The organism is Lancefieldella parvula, assembly GCF_963530955.1.
Lineage (GTDB): Bacteria > Actinomycetota > Coriobacteriia > Coriobacteriales > Atopobiaceae > Lancefieldella > Lancefieldella parvula_A.
In genome coordinates this window covers 1-14,559 of the sequence record NZ_CAUSFQ010000005.1, presented here as the reverse complement: position 1 = coordinate 14,559, position 14,559 = coordinate 1, and the positions used below count along the sequence as shown (strand labels likewise).

The 14,559-nt window shown below is 47.2% G+C and carries 10 protein-coding genes and 2 tRNA genes; 2 read left to right on the top strand and 10 right to left on the bottom strand.

Going from position 1 to position 14,559, the window contains the following annotated elements; genetic code table 11:
- Positions 1-84: 84 nt before the first annotated feature.
- The 3 genes from RWJ43_RS01020 to RWJ43_RS01010 all read right to left on the bottom strand — a co-directional run bounded on the left by RWJ43_RS01020 (position 85) and on the right by RWJ43_RS01010 (position 2,930).
- On the bottom strand, positions 85-1,365 hold the full coding sequence (locus RWJ43_RS01020; protein WP_314006794.1) for a class II D-tagatose-bisphosphate aldolase non-catalytic subunit: 1,281 nt from the start codon (positions 1,363-1,365) through the stop codon (positions 85-87).
- Positions 1,366-1,494: 129 nt separating this feature from the next.
- Complete coding sequence (locus tag RWJ43_RS01015; protein ID WP_311408900.1) at positions 1,495-2,565, bottom strand: PTS fructose transporter subunit IIC; 1,071 nt, start codon at positions 2,563-2,565, stop codon at positions 1,495-1,497.
- Between the two features lie 44 nt (positions 2,566-2,609).
- Entirely contained in the window at positions 2,610-2,930 is a 321-nt protein-coding gene (locus RWJ43_RS01010) for a PTS fructose transporter subunit IIB (protein WP_035427112.1), read from the bottom strand.
- Positions 2,931-3,181: 251 nt separating this feature from the next.
- Between RWJ43_RS01010 and RWJ43_RS01005 the strand changes: the two genes are divergently transcribed.
- Entirely contained in the window at positions 3,182-4,180 is a 999-nt protein-coding gene (locus RWJ43_RS01005) for a LacI family DNA-binding transcriptional regulator (protein ID WP_314006792.1), read from the top strand.
- 61 nt (positions 4,181-4,241) lie between these two features.
- Here the strand turns inward: RWJ43_RS01005 and RWJ43_RS01000 are convergent, their stop codons facing one another.
- From RWJ43_RS01000 to RWJ43_RS00980, 5 genes are all read right to left on the bottom strand, one after another.
- Positions 4,242-5,321, bottom strand: coding sequence for an ABC transporter ATP-binding protein (locus tag RWJ43_RS01000; protein WP_314006790.1), 1,080 nt, complete (start codon positions 5,319-5,321; stop codon positions 4,242-4,244).
- Positions 5,322-5,324: 3 nt separating this feature from the next.
- A complete protein-coding gene (locus RWJ43_RS00995; protein ID WP_314006788.1) occupies positions 5,325-7,034 on the bottom strand; it encodes an iron ABC transporter permease in 1,710 nt (569 codons plus the stop codon).
- Positions 7,035-7,173: 139 nt separating this feature from the next.
- Positions 7,174-8,313 carry an ABC transporter substrate-binding protein gene (locus RWJ43_RS00990; RefSeq protein WP_314006786.1) on the bottom strand — a complete coding sequence of 380 codons (1,140 nt, stop codon included), beginning with the start codon at positions 8,311-8,313 and terminating at the stop codon, positions 7,174-7,176.
- 187 nt (positions 8,314-8,500) lie between these two features.
- Positions 8,501-8,576 (bottom strand) — tRNA-Ala (locus RWJ43_RS00985).
- 88 nt (positions 8,577-8,664) lie between these two features.
- A tRNA-Ile gene (locus tag RWJ43_RS00980) sits at positions 8,665-8,741 on the bottom strand.
- Positions 8,742-8,909: 168 nt separating this feature from the next.
- On the opposite strand from RWJ43_RS00980, the gene RWJ43_RS00975 reads away from it, so the two are divergent.
- On the top strand, positions 8,910-9,401 hold the full coding sequence (locus RWJ43_RS00975; RefSeq protein ID WP_314006785.1) for a bifunctional nuclease family protein: 492 nt from the start codon (positions 8,910-8,912) through the stop codon (positions 9,399-9,401).
- A gap of 144 nt (positions 9,402-9,545) precedes the next feature.
- Here RWJ43_RS00975 and gyrA read toward each other — a convergent pair whose 3' ends face one another.
- Positions 9,546-12,326, bottom strand: a complete 2,781-nt coding sequence (gyrA, locus tag RWJ43_RS00970) for a DNA gyrase subunit A (RefSeq protein WP_314006783.1) — start codon at positions 12,324-12,326, stop codon at positions 9,546-9,548.
- Between the two features lie 44 nt (positions 12,327-12,370).
- Positions 12,371-14,314 (bottom strand): DNA topoisomerase (ATP-hydrolyzing) subunit B, encoded by a 1,944-nt coding sequence (gene gyrB, locus RWJ43_RS00965; RefSeq protein ID WP_314006780.1) that lies wholly within the window; start codon positions 14,312-14,314, stop codon positions 12,371-12,373.
- Positions 14,315-14,559: the final 245 nt, after the last annotated feature.

Here is a 14,559-nt window from a genome sequence, read left to right as displayed (position 1 = left end):
CTCTTAGGTTTGTCAGATATCTGTCCAAAATCTGGCAGCAAGGAAGTTGCAACGGTAAGACGCTGCGCCTGTAAGCGCGCGGACTTACTCTGTCAGTGCCTTACGAATGCGCGTAGTAACTCCCTCAAGCCTGTAGCACTCAACGTACTGGCGAAGTGGACGCTTAATGTGGTCAACAACAAAGCGCTGGCCATCAATATTGAACTGAGCAAGGTTCTTGTAGAGATGCTCAGTTGCTGCCTTGACCTCGTCATCATTGAATGCGTAGTGACCGGAAATATCAAGAATATCCAGAGACAGTTTGTGATCAGCAAGAATCTGCTCAACAGTCAGATTGACCTGGTCACCCACCATCCACTTGCGCCAACGCTCAGTCTCAATTGCCTTGACCAACAGGGTGTTTCTCAAGCCAGAGACCTCGTCTGCCTTCAGGAGACCTTCTTTAACCAGAAGATCCTCTACATCGCAAAGCTTCAAATATGCGCGAGTCTCCTCTGTTCCGTACTGTGGAGCTACGTTTGAAGCGGTTACATTTGCAGGAGTGTGCTCCAGCAGCGTTACGTCATCAAGGTAGTCCGCGTTGTGCTCCTTGAGGCCAACACCGTAGCTCTTGGCCATCTCAGCAAGGCTAATGGCAGCCTCAAAATCGTAATGTCCAACCTGCTCAGTAAGACGCGTAAGCGTTCCTGTCTGTCCAACAATAAAGGTTGGCATAGGCAGTCCTTTTGCGGTCAGCTCACTCTTAAGCTGCTCAATGAAGGTATGATACTTGTCGGTAGAGGTCAAGCCACCATTTGTTTCCTCGGTACCAACCTCATAGCCAATCTCAGGAAGACCGCGAGAAACACGTTCCTTCTCGCACCACTCAATCAAATCAACTGTACGGCGAAGAACCACATCAAGCGGAATAACCTTGCCAATCTCAAAAGGATCCTTAGTTGGATCAATCATCAGCAGATCAAAACCGTTAAGCATGTCGGCAAGATAAGACTTCTTGGCAAGCTCCATAGCCTCATCTTCTGGAAGGTGAGCGTTGCGCTCCTCGTCGCGCTGCCAAGGACCACCGTGGTCGCGACAGAGGTAATACAGTCCGTCAAAGCCAACCTTCTGAGCTGCTTCAGCAATATCTTCCGAGAAACGCTTCTGATCCCAAGAATTTACGTATCCTCCACCAAGTTCATCAAGATCAACCTGATTTCGAGATGCAATAAACATCAGAGGAAAATCGCAGTCTCTACCAAGTTCAAAAGCTGCCTGGAGCAGGTTGGGTGACATTGGTCCAATTCCTAGAAGCGTGGCGGACCTTCCTGTGTCTTGAAGCTTAAGCAACCCTTCAACAGCTTTTTTGATTGGTAGCTTTTCCATAATTACCCCTTCCCAAGAGTGTTTCTTGGTAATAAGAAGGGCGTGGGGGTTGAATCCCTACGCCCCTCTCCTTTTAACTTCAATTTTTAAGGTCTAAAACCAAAAAGTACATGCGTTTCTCGCCGTGTATTACTTGTTGTCCTCAAGCTTTGGCTTGGTAAGAACAAGGATTGCAACACCTACTGCAACGCCAATTGCCATATCAAGGGTGTAGAGAGCAATGTTGTTTGTAGCTGCAGCAACAATCATGCCACCGTGAGGAACAAAGCACTCAATGCCGTGCCAAGCAGCAAGGCCAGCACCAACTGCAGAGCCAATCATGATTGCAGGCAGGGTGTGTGCAAGATCTTTAACAGCAAAGGGGATTGCGCCCTCAGTAATACCAATGAGTCCCATGAAGACTGCAGAGATACCCATCTGCCTATCAGTGTCGTCAAACTTGCTGCGAGCAATAAGGGATGCAACACCGCAGACCAGTGGAGGAATAGCAACTGCAACACGGAATGCGCCGTTAGGACCATAGATACCTGCGGTCATAAGGGCCATGGTGAAGGTAGAAGCAGTCTTGTTAACTGGGCCACCCATGTCAAATGCAGTCATGAGGCCAATTACAATGCCAAGTACAACTGCGGAGCCGCCCTGAAGGCTTGAAAGCAGGCTGGTCAGCCAGTCCATGAATGCACCAAGTGGAGCTGCCAAAACATAGATGTAGAGCATACCAAGAGCCAGGGAAGACAAACTTGGGATAATCAGAATTGGCATGATGGTGCGAATGGTGTTATTAACCTTCCAGCTCTTCATCCACTGGACAAGATAGCCGGCAGCAACGCCAAGGACCATTGCACCCAGGAAGCCAGTAGAAACCTGGACCTCGCCTACAGGGACAGGATTGCTTGCCAGGTAACCAAGGACAAAACCAGGTGCCAGAGCAGGCTTTCCGCCCAAAGAATAGGCAATGTAAGCAGCAAGGACAGGAATCATCATCTTGATGCCAGCCATACCAATAAGGTTAAGGCTCTGCATCAAAGGATTGGTGACTTCAATACCGTCTTTTCCTGCAGTTCCCGTAGCAAGCGAGAATGCCAAGAAGACTCCGCCAACTACGACAATAGGAATAAAGTACGAAACACCAGTGTTAAACGCCTTTAGAAGGTCTTTACCGACCTTGCCCAAAACTGAGGGACTCTTTTCCTCTGCCATGGGTTTCTCCTCTCTTCTTCCTTGCGTTATCACTTATGCGCTTGCTACTCAGCCAGCGCAACTACCTGATCAATAACCTTTGCCGGATCTGCAATGGCCAGCGATGGGTCCAGCGTAAGAACACGACCCTCATCGCGTTTCTCGTCAAAACGCTCGTCGCCTTCGATGCCAATTGCAATGGCGAGAAGAACAACGTCAGCAGCGTCAACTTCGTCCTGTTCAAGCTCGTTCTCAATACCGTAACCGCCTTGAGCCTCTACCTTGAATTCATAGCCGCGACGCTCACACTCTTTCTCAATAGCCTCTTTTGCCATCCAGGTGTGAGCAATTCCAACCGTGCAAGCGCATACAGCAACGACGTTCATGGTTATGTCCTCTCGCAAAGTAAGTTGTGAGCCCCTATGCGGGGCGCACGAGCACGTCTTTTACGACGTACGTTTCCAACTCATACTTTGCATTGTTTCAATCTTTTTTGAAAGAAGATTTCGGTAAACGTCTAATCTACCTTGTGTTATGATGAATTTTGTTAAACGTTTAACCAACGTGAAATCCAGCACACTCACTAACGTTGGTATTTTGCAAGTACCTTGTAAAAATTTCGGTGAAATGAGTGCCAATGTCTAAGACCACTATCATTGACCTTGCAAAATTAGCAAATGTGTCTATTGCTACCGTTTCGAATTACCTTAACGGACACTTTGAAAAGATGTCTGAAGCAACTAAACAACGTATCAAAAAAGCAATCGAAAATACGGGATATATTCCAAGCGCCCAAGCTCAAGCAATGGTTAAGAAAAGCTCTGGAATTATTGCTGTTCTCATCCTGGACAACACTAATGCCTGGGCAGCTCAAATGACTAACGGTATTGAAGATGCTGCTCTTGAAGCTGGATATCAGACAATTATTTGCAATTCTCGTTTTGACCCCACGCTTGAAGCTGACTGGGTTGAGAAAATGCTTTCAATTGGAGCAGATGGCATGCTTATCCAGCCCACCAATCAATTCAGAGCAGTAGATAGACGAATTGTTAAAGTTGGAAAACCCGTTGTCTATTTTGACTGCGACCTTCTTGCCCTTAATACTTCCTGGATAAAAAGTAACCTCTACGACGGCGTTTATTCAGCAGCGTCACACTGCGTTGAACGCGGATACGAAAACTTTTTAATCATTGGTGGAGAGCCAAAAGGTCGCACCAGGATTGAACGAGAATCTGGCTTCACCGATGCTCTAGAGGCCTCAAGTAAACCTTACGAGCGTCTCACCATAGAGCAAAGCACGTTGTCTATCCCTGAAATCGCGCAATGGCTTAACAACCACATTCTTCCGTCAAAGAAAACGCTGGTATTTGTACCAAATCAGTGGGCGCTCAAGAGTGTCTATAGCGCGCTGCATGCCTATGAAAAGGTAATTCCAGAGCAAGTTGGTCTGTTGGGATTCAATAACACTGATTGGACCGATTTACCTGCTAAAAGCATCTCAACTATTGTTGAACCCGTCTATGAAGAGGGTTATGCCGCTTGCAAAATGCTCCTTAAAAGAATCAAAGACCCCTCGCTTGAGCCCGACCACAAACTGCTCACGTGCAAGCTTAATTGGCTCAAATCAACCATCTAACAAAAATGGCGAGAAGACCAACGGATCTTCTCGCCATACGTTACTGCTTTAACCTAAACGCTTATAGAACGTGAACCTCGTCTTTGGTGAAGTCAACAAAGGCGTGGTCACCAACGTTGTAAATCTTGTGGGTACGAGGATTGAAGTCCGTGATCTTAATGAGCGTGTCTCCAACCATAACGTGGTAGTTCTGATAGTGACCCATGAAGCGAGAAAGCACTACCTCGCAGGCAAGTGTTCCCTCGTCAGCGAGGCGTGCGGACTCTGGACGAAGAACAATGCAGCACTCTTTGCCCTTATCCAGGTGAGAGCATCCGCTGGCTTCAAACTCATGGCCCTCAAAGCGGCAAAGTGCCGTCTCAGGATCAAGCTTGTCTGCAATGGTTGCATGCAGGAAGTTGGACTCTCCGATGAAGTCTGCAACAAACTCATCTGCTGGGTGATAGTAAACCGTCTGTGGATCGCCAACCTGATCCACAACGCCCTTTTTCATAATGATGATGTTGTCAGAAAGCGCCATTGCCTCTGACTGGTCATGTGTAACGTAGATAGCAGTAATGCCAGCCTCCTGCTGAATGCGACGAATCTCGTTACGCATGTCAACGCGCAGCTTAGCATCAAGGTTTGAAAGAGGCTCGTCAAAGAGAAGAACGCTTGGCTCAATAACAAGAGCGCGTGCCAAAGCAACACGCTGCTGCTGACCACCAGAAAGCTGGTTGGTCATACGCTCTTCCATGCCCTCAAGTCCAACAAGACCCAGGATATGAAGGACCTTCTCGCGAATTACTGCCTTGTCCATTTTGCGGAGCTTGAGGCCATAGGCAACATTGTCAAAGATGTTGTAGTGAGGAAGCAGCGCATAGCTCTGGAATACCATTGCCGTGTCGCGCTTGTTTGGAGTGAGCTCATCAATCTGCTCGTCACCAAGGAAAATCTTTCCCTCATCAGGGCTCTCAAAACCAGCAATCATGCGCAGGATGGTAGTCTTTCCGCAGCCAGAAGGACCAAGCAGTGTTACAAACTCGCCAGGAGCAATAGTGATGTTAGCGTCTTGAACTGCGTAGAAGTCTTTGCCAGTCTTCTGATCCTGATAAATCTTGGAAATGTGCTCAAGGCGAACGCCTTTTTTCTCTGTAGCCATGTGTTACTCCTCCTTGAGTGCTCGGCTGGTGCCAAAGTGTTTGATGGCCCAATTCATAAGCAATACCGAGCCATAGGTAATAACAATCAGAATTGTTGCAAAGGCGCAGGCCATACCATATGAACCCTTGCCTGCAAACTCATTAATCTGAACGGTGATGAGCAGGAACTCTGGTGTGACCAAGAGAATAACTGCAGAAATTGCGGTGATGGAACGAACAAATGCCGTTACCAGGCCCGACAAGAACGAGTCTTTAATCAGCGGCAGCGTGACGGTCATAAACACCGTAAAACTGTCAGCGCCCATGTCATATGCGGACTCCTCAATTGATTTATCAATCTGTCGAAGTGCCGAGATGCCCGAGCGTGTTCCTGTAGGAAGCGAACGCACGACAAAAACAATAATCAGGATAAGTCCTGTGCCATACAGGCCTTGCAAAAATCCTGTGTGCATGACACCGCTTGAGAATCCACGAATGTAACCAACACCCAAAACCGTACCAGGAACTGCCATGGCAAGCATGGATACAGCCTCGATAAAGCCGCGACCACGGAAGCGACGTTTTACTACCAGGTAAGAAATAATCATCGAAAGCAGAGCGGTAATTGGCGCTGCAATAAGCGAGAGCATGAACGAGTCGCTAAAGGCTTGCAGACCGTGGTACTTGGAAAATACCTGCTCAAACCATTTAGTAGTTAACTCGTAATTAGAGCCCCAGGAACGAACAAACGAACCATAAGGAACGCAGAGGTACATGCCAATGACAAAGAGTGCTACCAGCGCACAAAGGATAGTGAGCGGGATGCGAACAGAGTTGTCTGTAATAAGCATCCTGGCACGCGTTGCTTTGCCCGAGAGCGTGGACGTACTCTTTGCTTCCAACACAAACTTCTGAACAACAAACATAAGCAGCGTAATGGAAAGAAGAACAACAGCCATAGCAGCTGCGCCCTGCTTGTCATATGCGCCTGTAATTTGCAGGTAAATGGTTGTTGCCAGGGTATCGTACGAACCACCAATAATCATTGGATTCGCAAAGTCTGCGATTGACTCAATAAATGAGACGAGAAAAGCGTTGCCCAAGCCAGGCAAAATAAGAGGAAGCGTAACGCTGGTAAATACCTTCCAGCGGCTTGCGCCCATGTCACGTGCTGCTTCTTCAAGGGATGGGTCAATGTTTTTAAGCAGACCCTTAAGCATCATGTAGCACACAGGGAAGAATGACATGGTCTGAACAATAAAAATGCCCCAGAAACCATAGATATTGTTGTCAAAAATTCCCAAAAGACCTCGAGTAATCAGGCCTTTCTTACCAAACATCATGATCATAGAAAGCGAGAGAACAAATGGTGGAGAAACAACAGGAAGCATGGAAACCACGCGGAAAAGTCCTGTCATAAATTTTGTGCGAAGCTTTACGTACACTTCAACATACGCAAAAAGAAGACCAATAAGCGCTGATAAAATGCCTACCGCAAAACCAACTCTGAGCGTATTGGTAATTGCGCGATCAAACGAAGGCAAAGCCAAGATACGCGTAAATACATCAAAGCTAATCCCATTTTCGGAGACTACAGAGTCAACCATAAGAATGGCAAGTGGATACAAAATAAAAAGGGTTAAGAAGGCGATAAGAACGACAATGGTCGTTATCAAAATTGGATCGCCAAGGAGCTTTTTTCGCTCAAGTCGAGCGCTCTGGGATTTTGCCATGCTGGTCCTAACTCTGAAACACTAAACCTATACGCAAAGCTCTATGTGGAACTGGGTAGGCAGATCTCTGCCTACCCAGTATAATCTGCCACTCAAAGCTTGAGCAACAACATTGTTTGTTTGCTCGACGGCGCTGGTTTTACTCTGTCTTGAAGCGGCTATCTCCGCCACCAAGAGCTTCCATAACGTCCTTGACATACTGCTCGGTGTGCTTCTTGGCATCCTCGAAGTTGTAGTCCATAACGTTGTTTGGATCAAGGCCGTACTCAGTAGCAATCTCAGGCTGCTTTGCGTCGTCAATTACCAGGAACTGGTAAGAGCCATTCTTCTGTGCAAGGTCAACGCATGCTGGTGAAAGTGCATACTCAATCCAGAGCTTAGCTGCGTTTGGATGTGCAGCACCCTTGAAGATTGCGGTTGCGCCAACCTCGTATGATGCGCCAGAGCTTGGAATCTGAAGACCAACATTCTCATGCTCTTGATCAACAATCTGATAAATGCCGTCATGGAGCATACCAATTCCGATGGTGCACTCGCCTGTTCCGATAGCCTTGGAAGGACCAGAACCGCTCTTGGTGTACTGAGCGATGTTCTTATCAAGGTCAACAAGATACTGAATACCCTGGTCATGACCATACTTCTGAATAACAGTGTTGATGATCAGCTTTGCAGTACCTGCGGTGTTGTAGTTAGAAGACCAAATAAGGCCCTTATATTTAGGATCGATAAGATCTTTGTAATCCTGAGGAACATCAAGCTTAAGGCGCTGAAGCTCATCCTTATCGTACAGAATGCCCAGAATGCCCTTATAAATTCCGTACCAGTCTTTGTTGGTACTCTTGAACTTATCGGAAATAAGATGTGATGCATTCTTTGGCTCATACTGCTCAAGAAGACCCTTTGAGGAGGTGACATTGTAAGGATCGGTTGTTCCGCCAAACCAAACATCTGCTGAAGGATGACCGTTCTCTTCCTCAATCTTTGCAGCAACTTCTCCGGTTGAGAGACGCTGTGCCTGAACATCAATGCCGTACAGGCTCTTGAAGTTTGCACAAACTGCGTTTAGGTACTCTTCCTCACAAGAGCCATAAACAATCAGCTTACCCTCTTCTTTTGCTGCCTTTACCAGCTCTTCTGGTGCACCAACAGTATCAGTAGAGTTGGTGTCAGATTCTTTCTTCTCGCCAGCATCAGAATCGGACTTTTTGCAGGCTGTGATACCCAAACCTGCTACAACTGCGCTGACACCAAAAAAGTTTCGACGAGTAAGGTTTGACATAAGAACTCTTTTCTCTCCTTGTGGTTATCCACAGCTCCAATGAAAAGAACATACTCCTGTGTAAATCGTACTCAAATTTTTTCGAAAATATTTCAACTATTCGATAAGTGGCTGATATTGGCGGCTATCGGTATATTTTTGCGGCTATGCAAAAAGGCCAGGGAGAAAATCCCTGGCCTTGAACATTTGGTGGAGAATAGGGGGATCGAACCCCTGACCTCAGGCTTGCAAAGCCCGCGCTCTCCCAGCTGAGCTAATTCCCCGTACTGACTTCTGGTTGGGCCCAGAAGGTTTTAATAATCACCCCAACGGCGACTCGGCTAACGTTGGGGTGACTATTGTCACATAAAGTGGTGGGCCTGACAAGGTTTGAACTTGTGACCTCCCGGTTATCAGCCGGACGCTCTGACCAACTGAGCTACAGGCCCAACGCAGGGAAAAATAATACCTCCATAATTCTCATAGGTCAACACTTTTTTTGTTTTGTTTTAAATTTTCTTGAAACTGGGTATGAAATGAGAACAGAGAGTCGTAGACTATCTGCCCAAAGATTGATAAAAGACGTGCTATTTGGAGTATTTGTGTCGCTGAAGCGTATGGACATACAGACAGTTGTTGTCGGAGGAGGACCTATCTCTTCCGTAATTGTTCTGCGTCTTCATGACCCACGCGGCGTCTCTTCTTTAAGTCTTCCTATCAAGATTGGCAACATTGAGGCATCTGCTATTAGTCTTGGCATTGATCAAGAATCTACCGAGAGACCTCTAACGCATGACCTTCTCCGCTCCGTTCTTGATTCTTTAGATGCGGATATTAAAAGCGTACGCATTGTTGGTGTTCGTGGCACCACGTTTTTCTCGCAAATTGAGCTTATCTCCAAAGAGGGAGAGCATATTTACGTGGACGCTCGCCCATCCGACGCAATTGCGCTGGCAGTCAGAACAAACGCTCCCATCTTTGCAGACGAGAGCGTTCTAGAAATTGCTGCTGCTCCAGACTTTACTGATGTCGAGAAGGACGTTCAGGCCCAAGAGCTTGAGGAATTCCGCCAGTTTATTGAGGACGTCTCCCCTGAGGATTTCTCATAAGTCCTGCTCTATGGCGGATTTTAAACAACTGACTTATCTTTTATATAAAAATCATTACCGTTAGCGCGCTGATTTTCTCGGTAAACGAAAAGAGCTCAAGGGAATTACCCCTTGAGCTCTTCAAATTACGTATAGCTGAAATGCTTATTCGTCATCATCCAGCAGTGAATCGTCTAGTACTTCCTCTTCATCTCCAAGGTCAACAGACTCAGCCTCATCAGCATCACGAGCGCCGGCAGCCATCAGATCAAGCATACCTTGGTTCTCTGCATGCTTAGGAGCCTTCTTCTTGTTGGCAACCATACGAGCAACAGCAGAAACAACGTCAGTACCAGAGAGGTTCATAACCTTGACGCCCTGCGTAGAGCGGCCCAGCTTGGAGATGTCGCCAGCCTTGACGCGGATTACAACGCCCTCCTCGGACATGATCATAATCTCGTGCTGAGGACCAACAACGCGGCAGGCAACCAGGTTACCCTTCTTCTCCGTCATTGTGATGGTAAAGACGCCCTGGCCACCACGCTTGTGGACTGGGTACTCAGAAATTGCGGTGCGCTTTCCGTAGCCCTTCTCGGTAATAACAAAGAGGTCGCCATTGCCGTTGGTAATCTCCATGCCAAGCATAGTTGCATTGCCCTTGAGCGTGATACCACGAACGCCAGAGGTACCACGGCCCATGCTTCTTGCCTCTGCCTCGTCAAACAGAATTGCCTTGCCGTCGGAGGAGCACAGAACAACCTTGTCACCTGGGTGGACACGACGGACGTTAACAAGCTCGTCGCCGTCCTTAAGGTTGATTGCAATGAGGCCGTCCTTACGGGTACGGTCGTACTCAGACATTGCGGTCTTCTTGACCATACCCTGCTTGGTAGCAAACATCAGGTAGTTGTCTTCTGGGAAGTCGCGGGTAGTAATAACTGCCTTGACCTTCTCGCCCTCTGCAAGCGTCTCGATGACGTTGATGATGGCGCTACCCTTAGTAGTTCTGTTACCAACAGGAAGCTCGTGGACCTTGAGACGGTACACCTTACCAAAGTTGGTAAAGAACAGCACGTAATCGTGGGTAGAAGCAACAAAGAGGTTCTCGACAAAGTCGTTCTCTTTGAGAGAAACGCCCTGTACGCCCTTGCCGCCGCGCTTCTGGGAGCGATAAATCTCAACAGGAACGCGCTTTACGTAGCCTGCGTGAGTAACGGTGACAACCATATCCTCTTCAGCGATAAGATCCTCAACGTCCAGGTTCTGAATGTCCTGGTCGGAGATTTGTGTACGGCGCTTGTCGGCGTAACGGTTGGAAATTTCACGGAGCTCATCAGCAATAACTGCCAGAATCTTTTCCTCATGGGCGAGAAGATCCTCGTAGTAGGCAATATCAAGCCTGAGCTGGGAGATCTCGTCAACAAGATCCTGACGTGCCAGGCCGGTAAGACGACGCAGACGCATCTGAAGAATTGCTTCGCCCTGAATCTCATCCAGGCCAAAGCGCTCGTTCATGCGCTTCTTTGCCTCGGTATCATCCTGCGAGCTGCGAATGATGTGGACAATCTCGTCGATGTTATCAACTGCGGTCAGAAGGCCTTCCAAAATATGGACGCGCTTCTGAGCCTTATCCAGGTCGAACTCAGTACGACGGCGTACAACATCAATCTGGTGATCAATGTAGTGACGAAGAATCTCGCGAAGAGAAAGCGTACGAGGAACACCGTCAACCAAGGCCAGGTCAATGATGCCAAAGTTGGACTGGAGCTGAGTCTTCTTGTACAGGTTATTCAGAACAACCTGTGGAACAGCATCACGCTTAAGGTCCAAAACAATGCGCATGCCCTTACGGTTGGACTCGTCGCGCATGTCAGAGATGCCTTCGATTTTCTTCTCGTTAACTGCCTGAGCAATCTTCTCCTGAAGAAGGCCCTTGTTAACCTGATAAGGAATCTCGGTAACAACAAGGCGCTGGCGACCGCTCTTGACCTGCTCAACGTGAACCTTTGCGCGGACCGTAATAGAACCGCGACCAGTCTCATAGGCATCCTTGATGCCCTGAGTGCCCATGATGATGCCGCCTGTTGGGAAGTCAGGACCAGGTAGAACGGTCATGAGCTCCTCAGTGGTAACGTCAGGGTTCTCAATCATCATGCAGACAGCGTTAGTAACCTCACCAAGGTTGTGAGGAGGAATGTTGGTGGCCATACCAACTGCAATACCTGAAGAACCGTTAACCAAAAGATTTGGGAAACGAGCAGGAAGAACAGCTGGCTCTGTCAGAGACTCATCATAGTTTGACTGAAGATCAACGGTGTTCTTGTTAAGCTCTGCCAGCATCTCCATAGCACTTCTGGTTAGACGTGCCTCGGTATAACGCATTGCTGCTGGTGGATCGCCGTCGATAGAACCAAAGTTTCCGTGACCATCAATCAGAGGAAGTCTCATTGAGAAGTCCTGAGACATACGGACCATGGAGTCATAAATTGCGAAGTCACCGTGTGGGTGGTACTTACCCATGACTTCACCGACTGCCCATGCAGACTTCTTATGTGGACGGTTTGGCGTAATGCCAGCCTCGCTCATTGCGTACAAAATACGGCGGTGAACAGGCTTAAGACCGTCTCGAACATCTGGAAGTGCACGAGCAACAATAACGGACATGGAATACTCGAGGAAGGAAGTCTTCATCTCTGAGGACAAATCGGTTGGCTTAAGCGTGCCACCGTGGATGTCTGAGAGGTCAAGACGAGTACCAGCTTCATCAGAGATAATGTGTGAAGTTTCTCCCGTTATGAGATTTTCCCCAGTCTCTGGGTCAAACTCGTCAGAGTCTTCTTCTACCTCGTCATCTTCGTATTCTTCATCCATATCGTTTTGTGCATCAAGGCCTTGATCCTCGTCTGCGCCAAAAAGATCATCATTCATATTTTTATCGTCTGCCACAAGTTACCCTTTCATTTTCTGTCTAATGATTTAGCGAGAAACCATTAAATGTCCAGGAAGCGGACGTCTTTTGCATGTGTTTGGATGAAGTCTTTACGCTTCTCAACCTGATTGCCCATAAGGTCAGAGACCGCGCGATCAGCTGCAAGAGCATCATCGATGGTTACCTTAAGGAGAATGCGGTTCTTTGGCTCCATAGTGGTTGCCCAAAGCTGCTCTGGATCCATCTCACCAAGACCCTTGTAGCGCTGAATGGTGTACTTGGTGTTGTCCTCATACTTCTTTGTCTCAAGAGCAAGTTCTTCATCGGTATAGATGTATTTACCGTTCTTTTTACCCTTTGGCTTAATCTGATACAGAGGAGGCTGAGCAACGTAGATATAACCTGCGTCAATCATTGGCTTCATATAACGATAGAAGAAGGTAAGCAGAAGAATTCTAATGTGAGAGCCGTCAACATCGGCATCGGTCATGATGACAATCTTGTGATAACGAGCCTTCTCAATATTAAACTCATCTCCAACGCCCGTACCAATAGCGGTAATCAGCGAAGTAATAGTGTCAGAAGAAAGTGCGCGGTGAGCCTGTACGCGCTCAACGTTCAAAATTTTTCCGCGAAGTGGAAGAACTGCCTGGATAGAACGGTCACGTGCCATCTTTGCAGAACCACCTGCGGAGTCACCCTCGACGATGAAGAGCTCAGTCATCTCTGCATCGCGAACGGAGCAGTCTGCAAGCTTTCCAGGAAGAGCAGCTGACTCAAGAAGTCCCTTACGGCGTGTTGCTTCACGAGCTTTACGAGCAGCAAGACGGCCTTTTGCAGCCTGCGATGCTTTCTTGAGAATCTCTTTTGCCTGATTTGGGTGCTCTTCCAGGTACTCTGAGAGACCCTGAGTAACAATCTTGTTGGTGAGAGTTCTCATGTAAGAACTACCAAGCTTTGCCTTTGTCTGTCCTTCAAACTGAGGATCTGGCAGCTTAACTGAAATAACAGCAGTTAAACCCTCACGAATATCGCCACCCTCAAGCTTAGGATCTTTCTCTTTAAGAAGACCCTGCCTAGTGCCGTAATCATTTATTACCTTAGTAAGAGCGGTACGGAAGCCCTCAAGGTGCATTCCGCCTTCCTCAGTGAAAATACCATTTGCAAACGAGAGCGTTCTATCGCTGAACTCAGTATTCCACTGAATAGCTACCTCAACCTCACCCATCTGAGACATTGGAGCGTCAGGGTCTGACTTACCTTCAATATAGATAGGGCGAGAAAGTCCTGGTAAGACGGTTTTCTCGTCATTTAGGTACTTAACAAAGTCGATGATGCCGCCAGCATACTGGAAGTCAATCTGACGAGGAGTAAGCTCACGCTCATCAACGAGAGAAATTTTAAGATTCTTGTTAAGGAATGCGGTTTCCTGGAGACGATCACGAAGCGTATCAAAGTTATACGTAGTGGTCTCAAAAATCATGTCATCTGGCCAGAAGGTAATAATGGTACCTGTAGTCTTAGAAGTACCAATTTCCTTCATTTTCTGAATGGTCTTACCGCGCTCAAAAACCATCTCATAGATCTTACCGTCACGCTTAACCTGCGCAACAAGCTTCTTAGAAAGAGCATTTACAACAGAAACACCTACGCCATGAAGGCCACCAGAATATTTGTATGAGTCGTTATCAAACTTACCGCCTGCGTGAAGAATGGTAAGAACAACCTCAAGAGTTGGAATTTTTTTCTGGGGATGAAGGTCTATAGGAATACCACGACCATTATCTTCAACAGAAATTGAGTTATCAGGATGGACGGTAACCTTGATTTTGGAACAATAACCAGCCATTGCCTCATCAACTGAGTTATCTACGATCTCCCAAACAAGGTGATGAAGACCAGAAGCTGAAGTTGTACCAATATACATACCTGGGCGCTTACGAACCGCCTCAAGACCTTCAAGAATCTTAATCTCTGTACCGTCATACTTATTTTCTTTTGCCACGTAAGTCCTCTCTTCAATTGTGAGCGGAATGATATACATATTTTACTATGAAATCGCCAAAATCAACTCGGCACAGAGAAATTTCATTGTTTAAACAGTAATATTGTGTATCTGAGAGGCTCTGTAAAGAGATTTAAGGACAGATTAGTGACAGATTAGACTAAAGACTCTTTTTTTGTCTAAAACTTGCTTCAATCGCTTTATATGCCGTTGACTTAAGTGGCTCAGAAAGTCTAGAAACTAAC

What these genes read in the sequence shown, in the direction of transcription:
- RWJ43_RS01020 (WP_314006794.1), bottom strand. Translation starts at nt 1,365, where the DNA reads ATGGAAAAGCTACCAATCAAAAAAGCTGTTGAAGGGTTGCTTAAGCTT.
- RWJ43_RS01015 (WP_311408900.1), bottom strand. Translation starts at nt 2,565, where the DNA reads ATGGCAGAGGAAAAGAGTCCCTCAGTTTTGGGCAAGGTCGGTAAAGAC.
- RWJ43_RS01010 (WP_035427112.1), bottom strand. Translation starts at nt 2,930, where the DNA reads ATGAACGTCGTTGCTGTATGCGCTTGCACGGTTGGAATTGCTCACACC.
- RWJ43_RS01005 (WP_314006792.1), top strand. Translation starts at nt 3,182, where the DNA reads ATGTCTAAGACCACTATCATTGACCTTGCAAAATTAGCAAATGTGTCT.
- RWJ43_RS01000 (WP_314006790.1), bottom strand. Translation starts at nt 5,321, where the DNA reads ATGGCTACAGAGAAAAAAGGCGTTCGCCTTGAGCACATTTCCAAGATT.
- RWJ43_RS00995 (WP_314006788.1), bottom strand. Translation starts at nt 7,034, where the DNA reads ATGGCAAAATCCCAGAGCGCTCGACTTGAGCGAAAAAAGCTCCTTGGC.
- RWJ43_RS00990 (WP_314006786.1), bottom strand. Translation starts at nt 8,313, where the DNA reads ATGTCAAACCTTACTCGTCGAAACTTTTTTGGTGTCAGCGCAGTTGTA.
- RWJ43_RS00975 (WP_314006785.1), top strand. Translation starts at nt 8,910, where the DNA reads ATGGACATACAGACAGTTGTTGTCGGAGGAGGACCTATCTCTTCCGTA.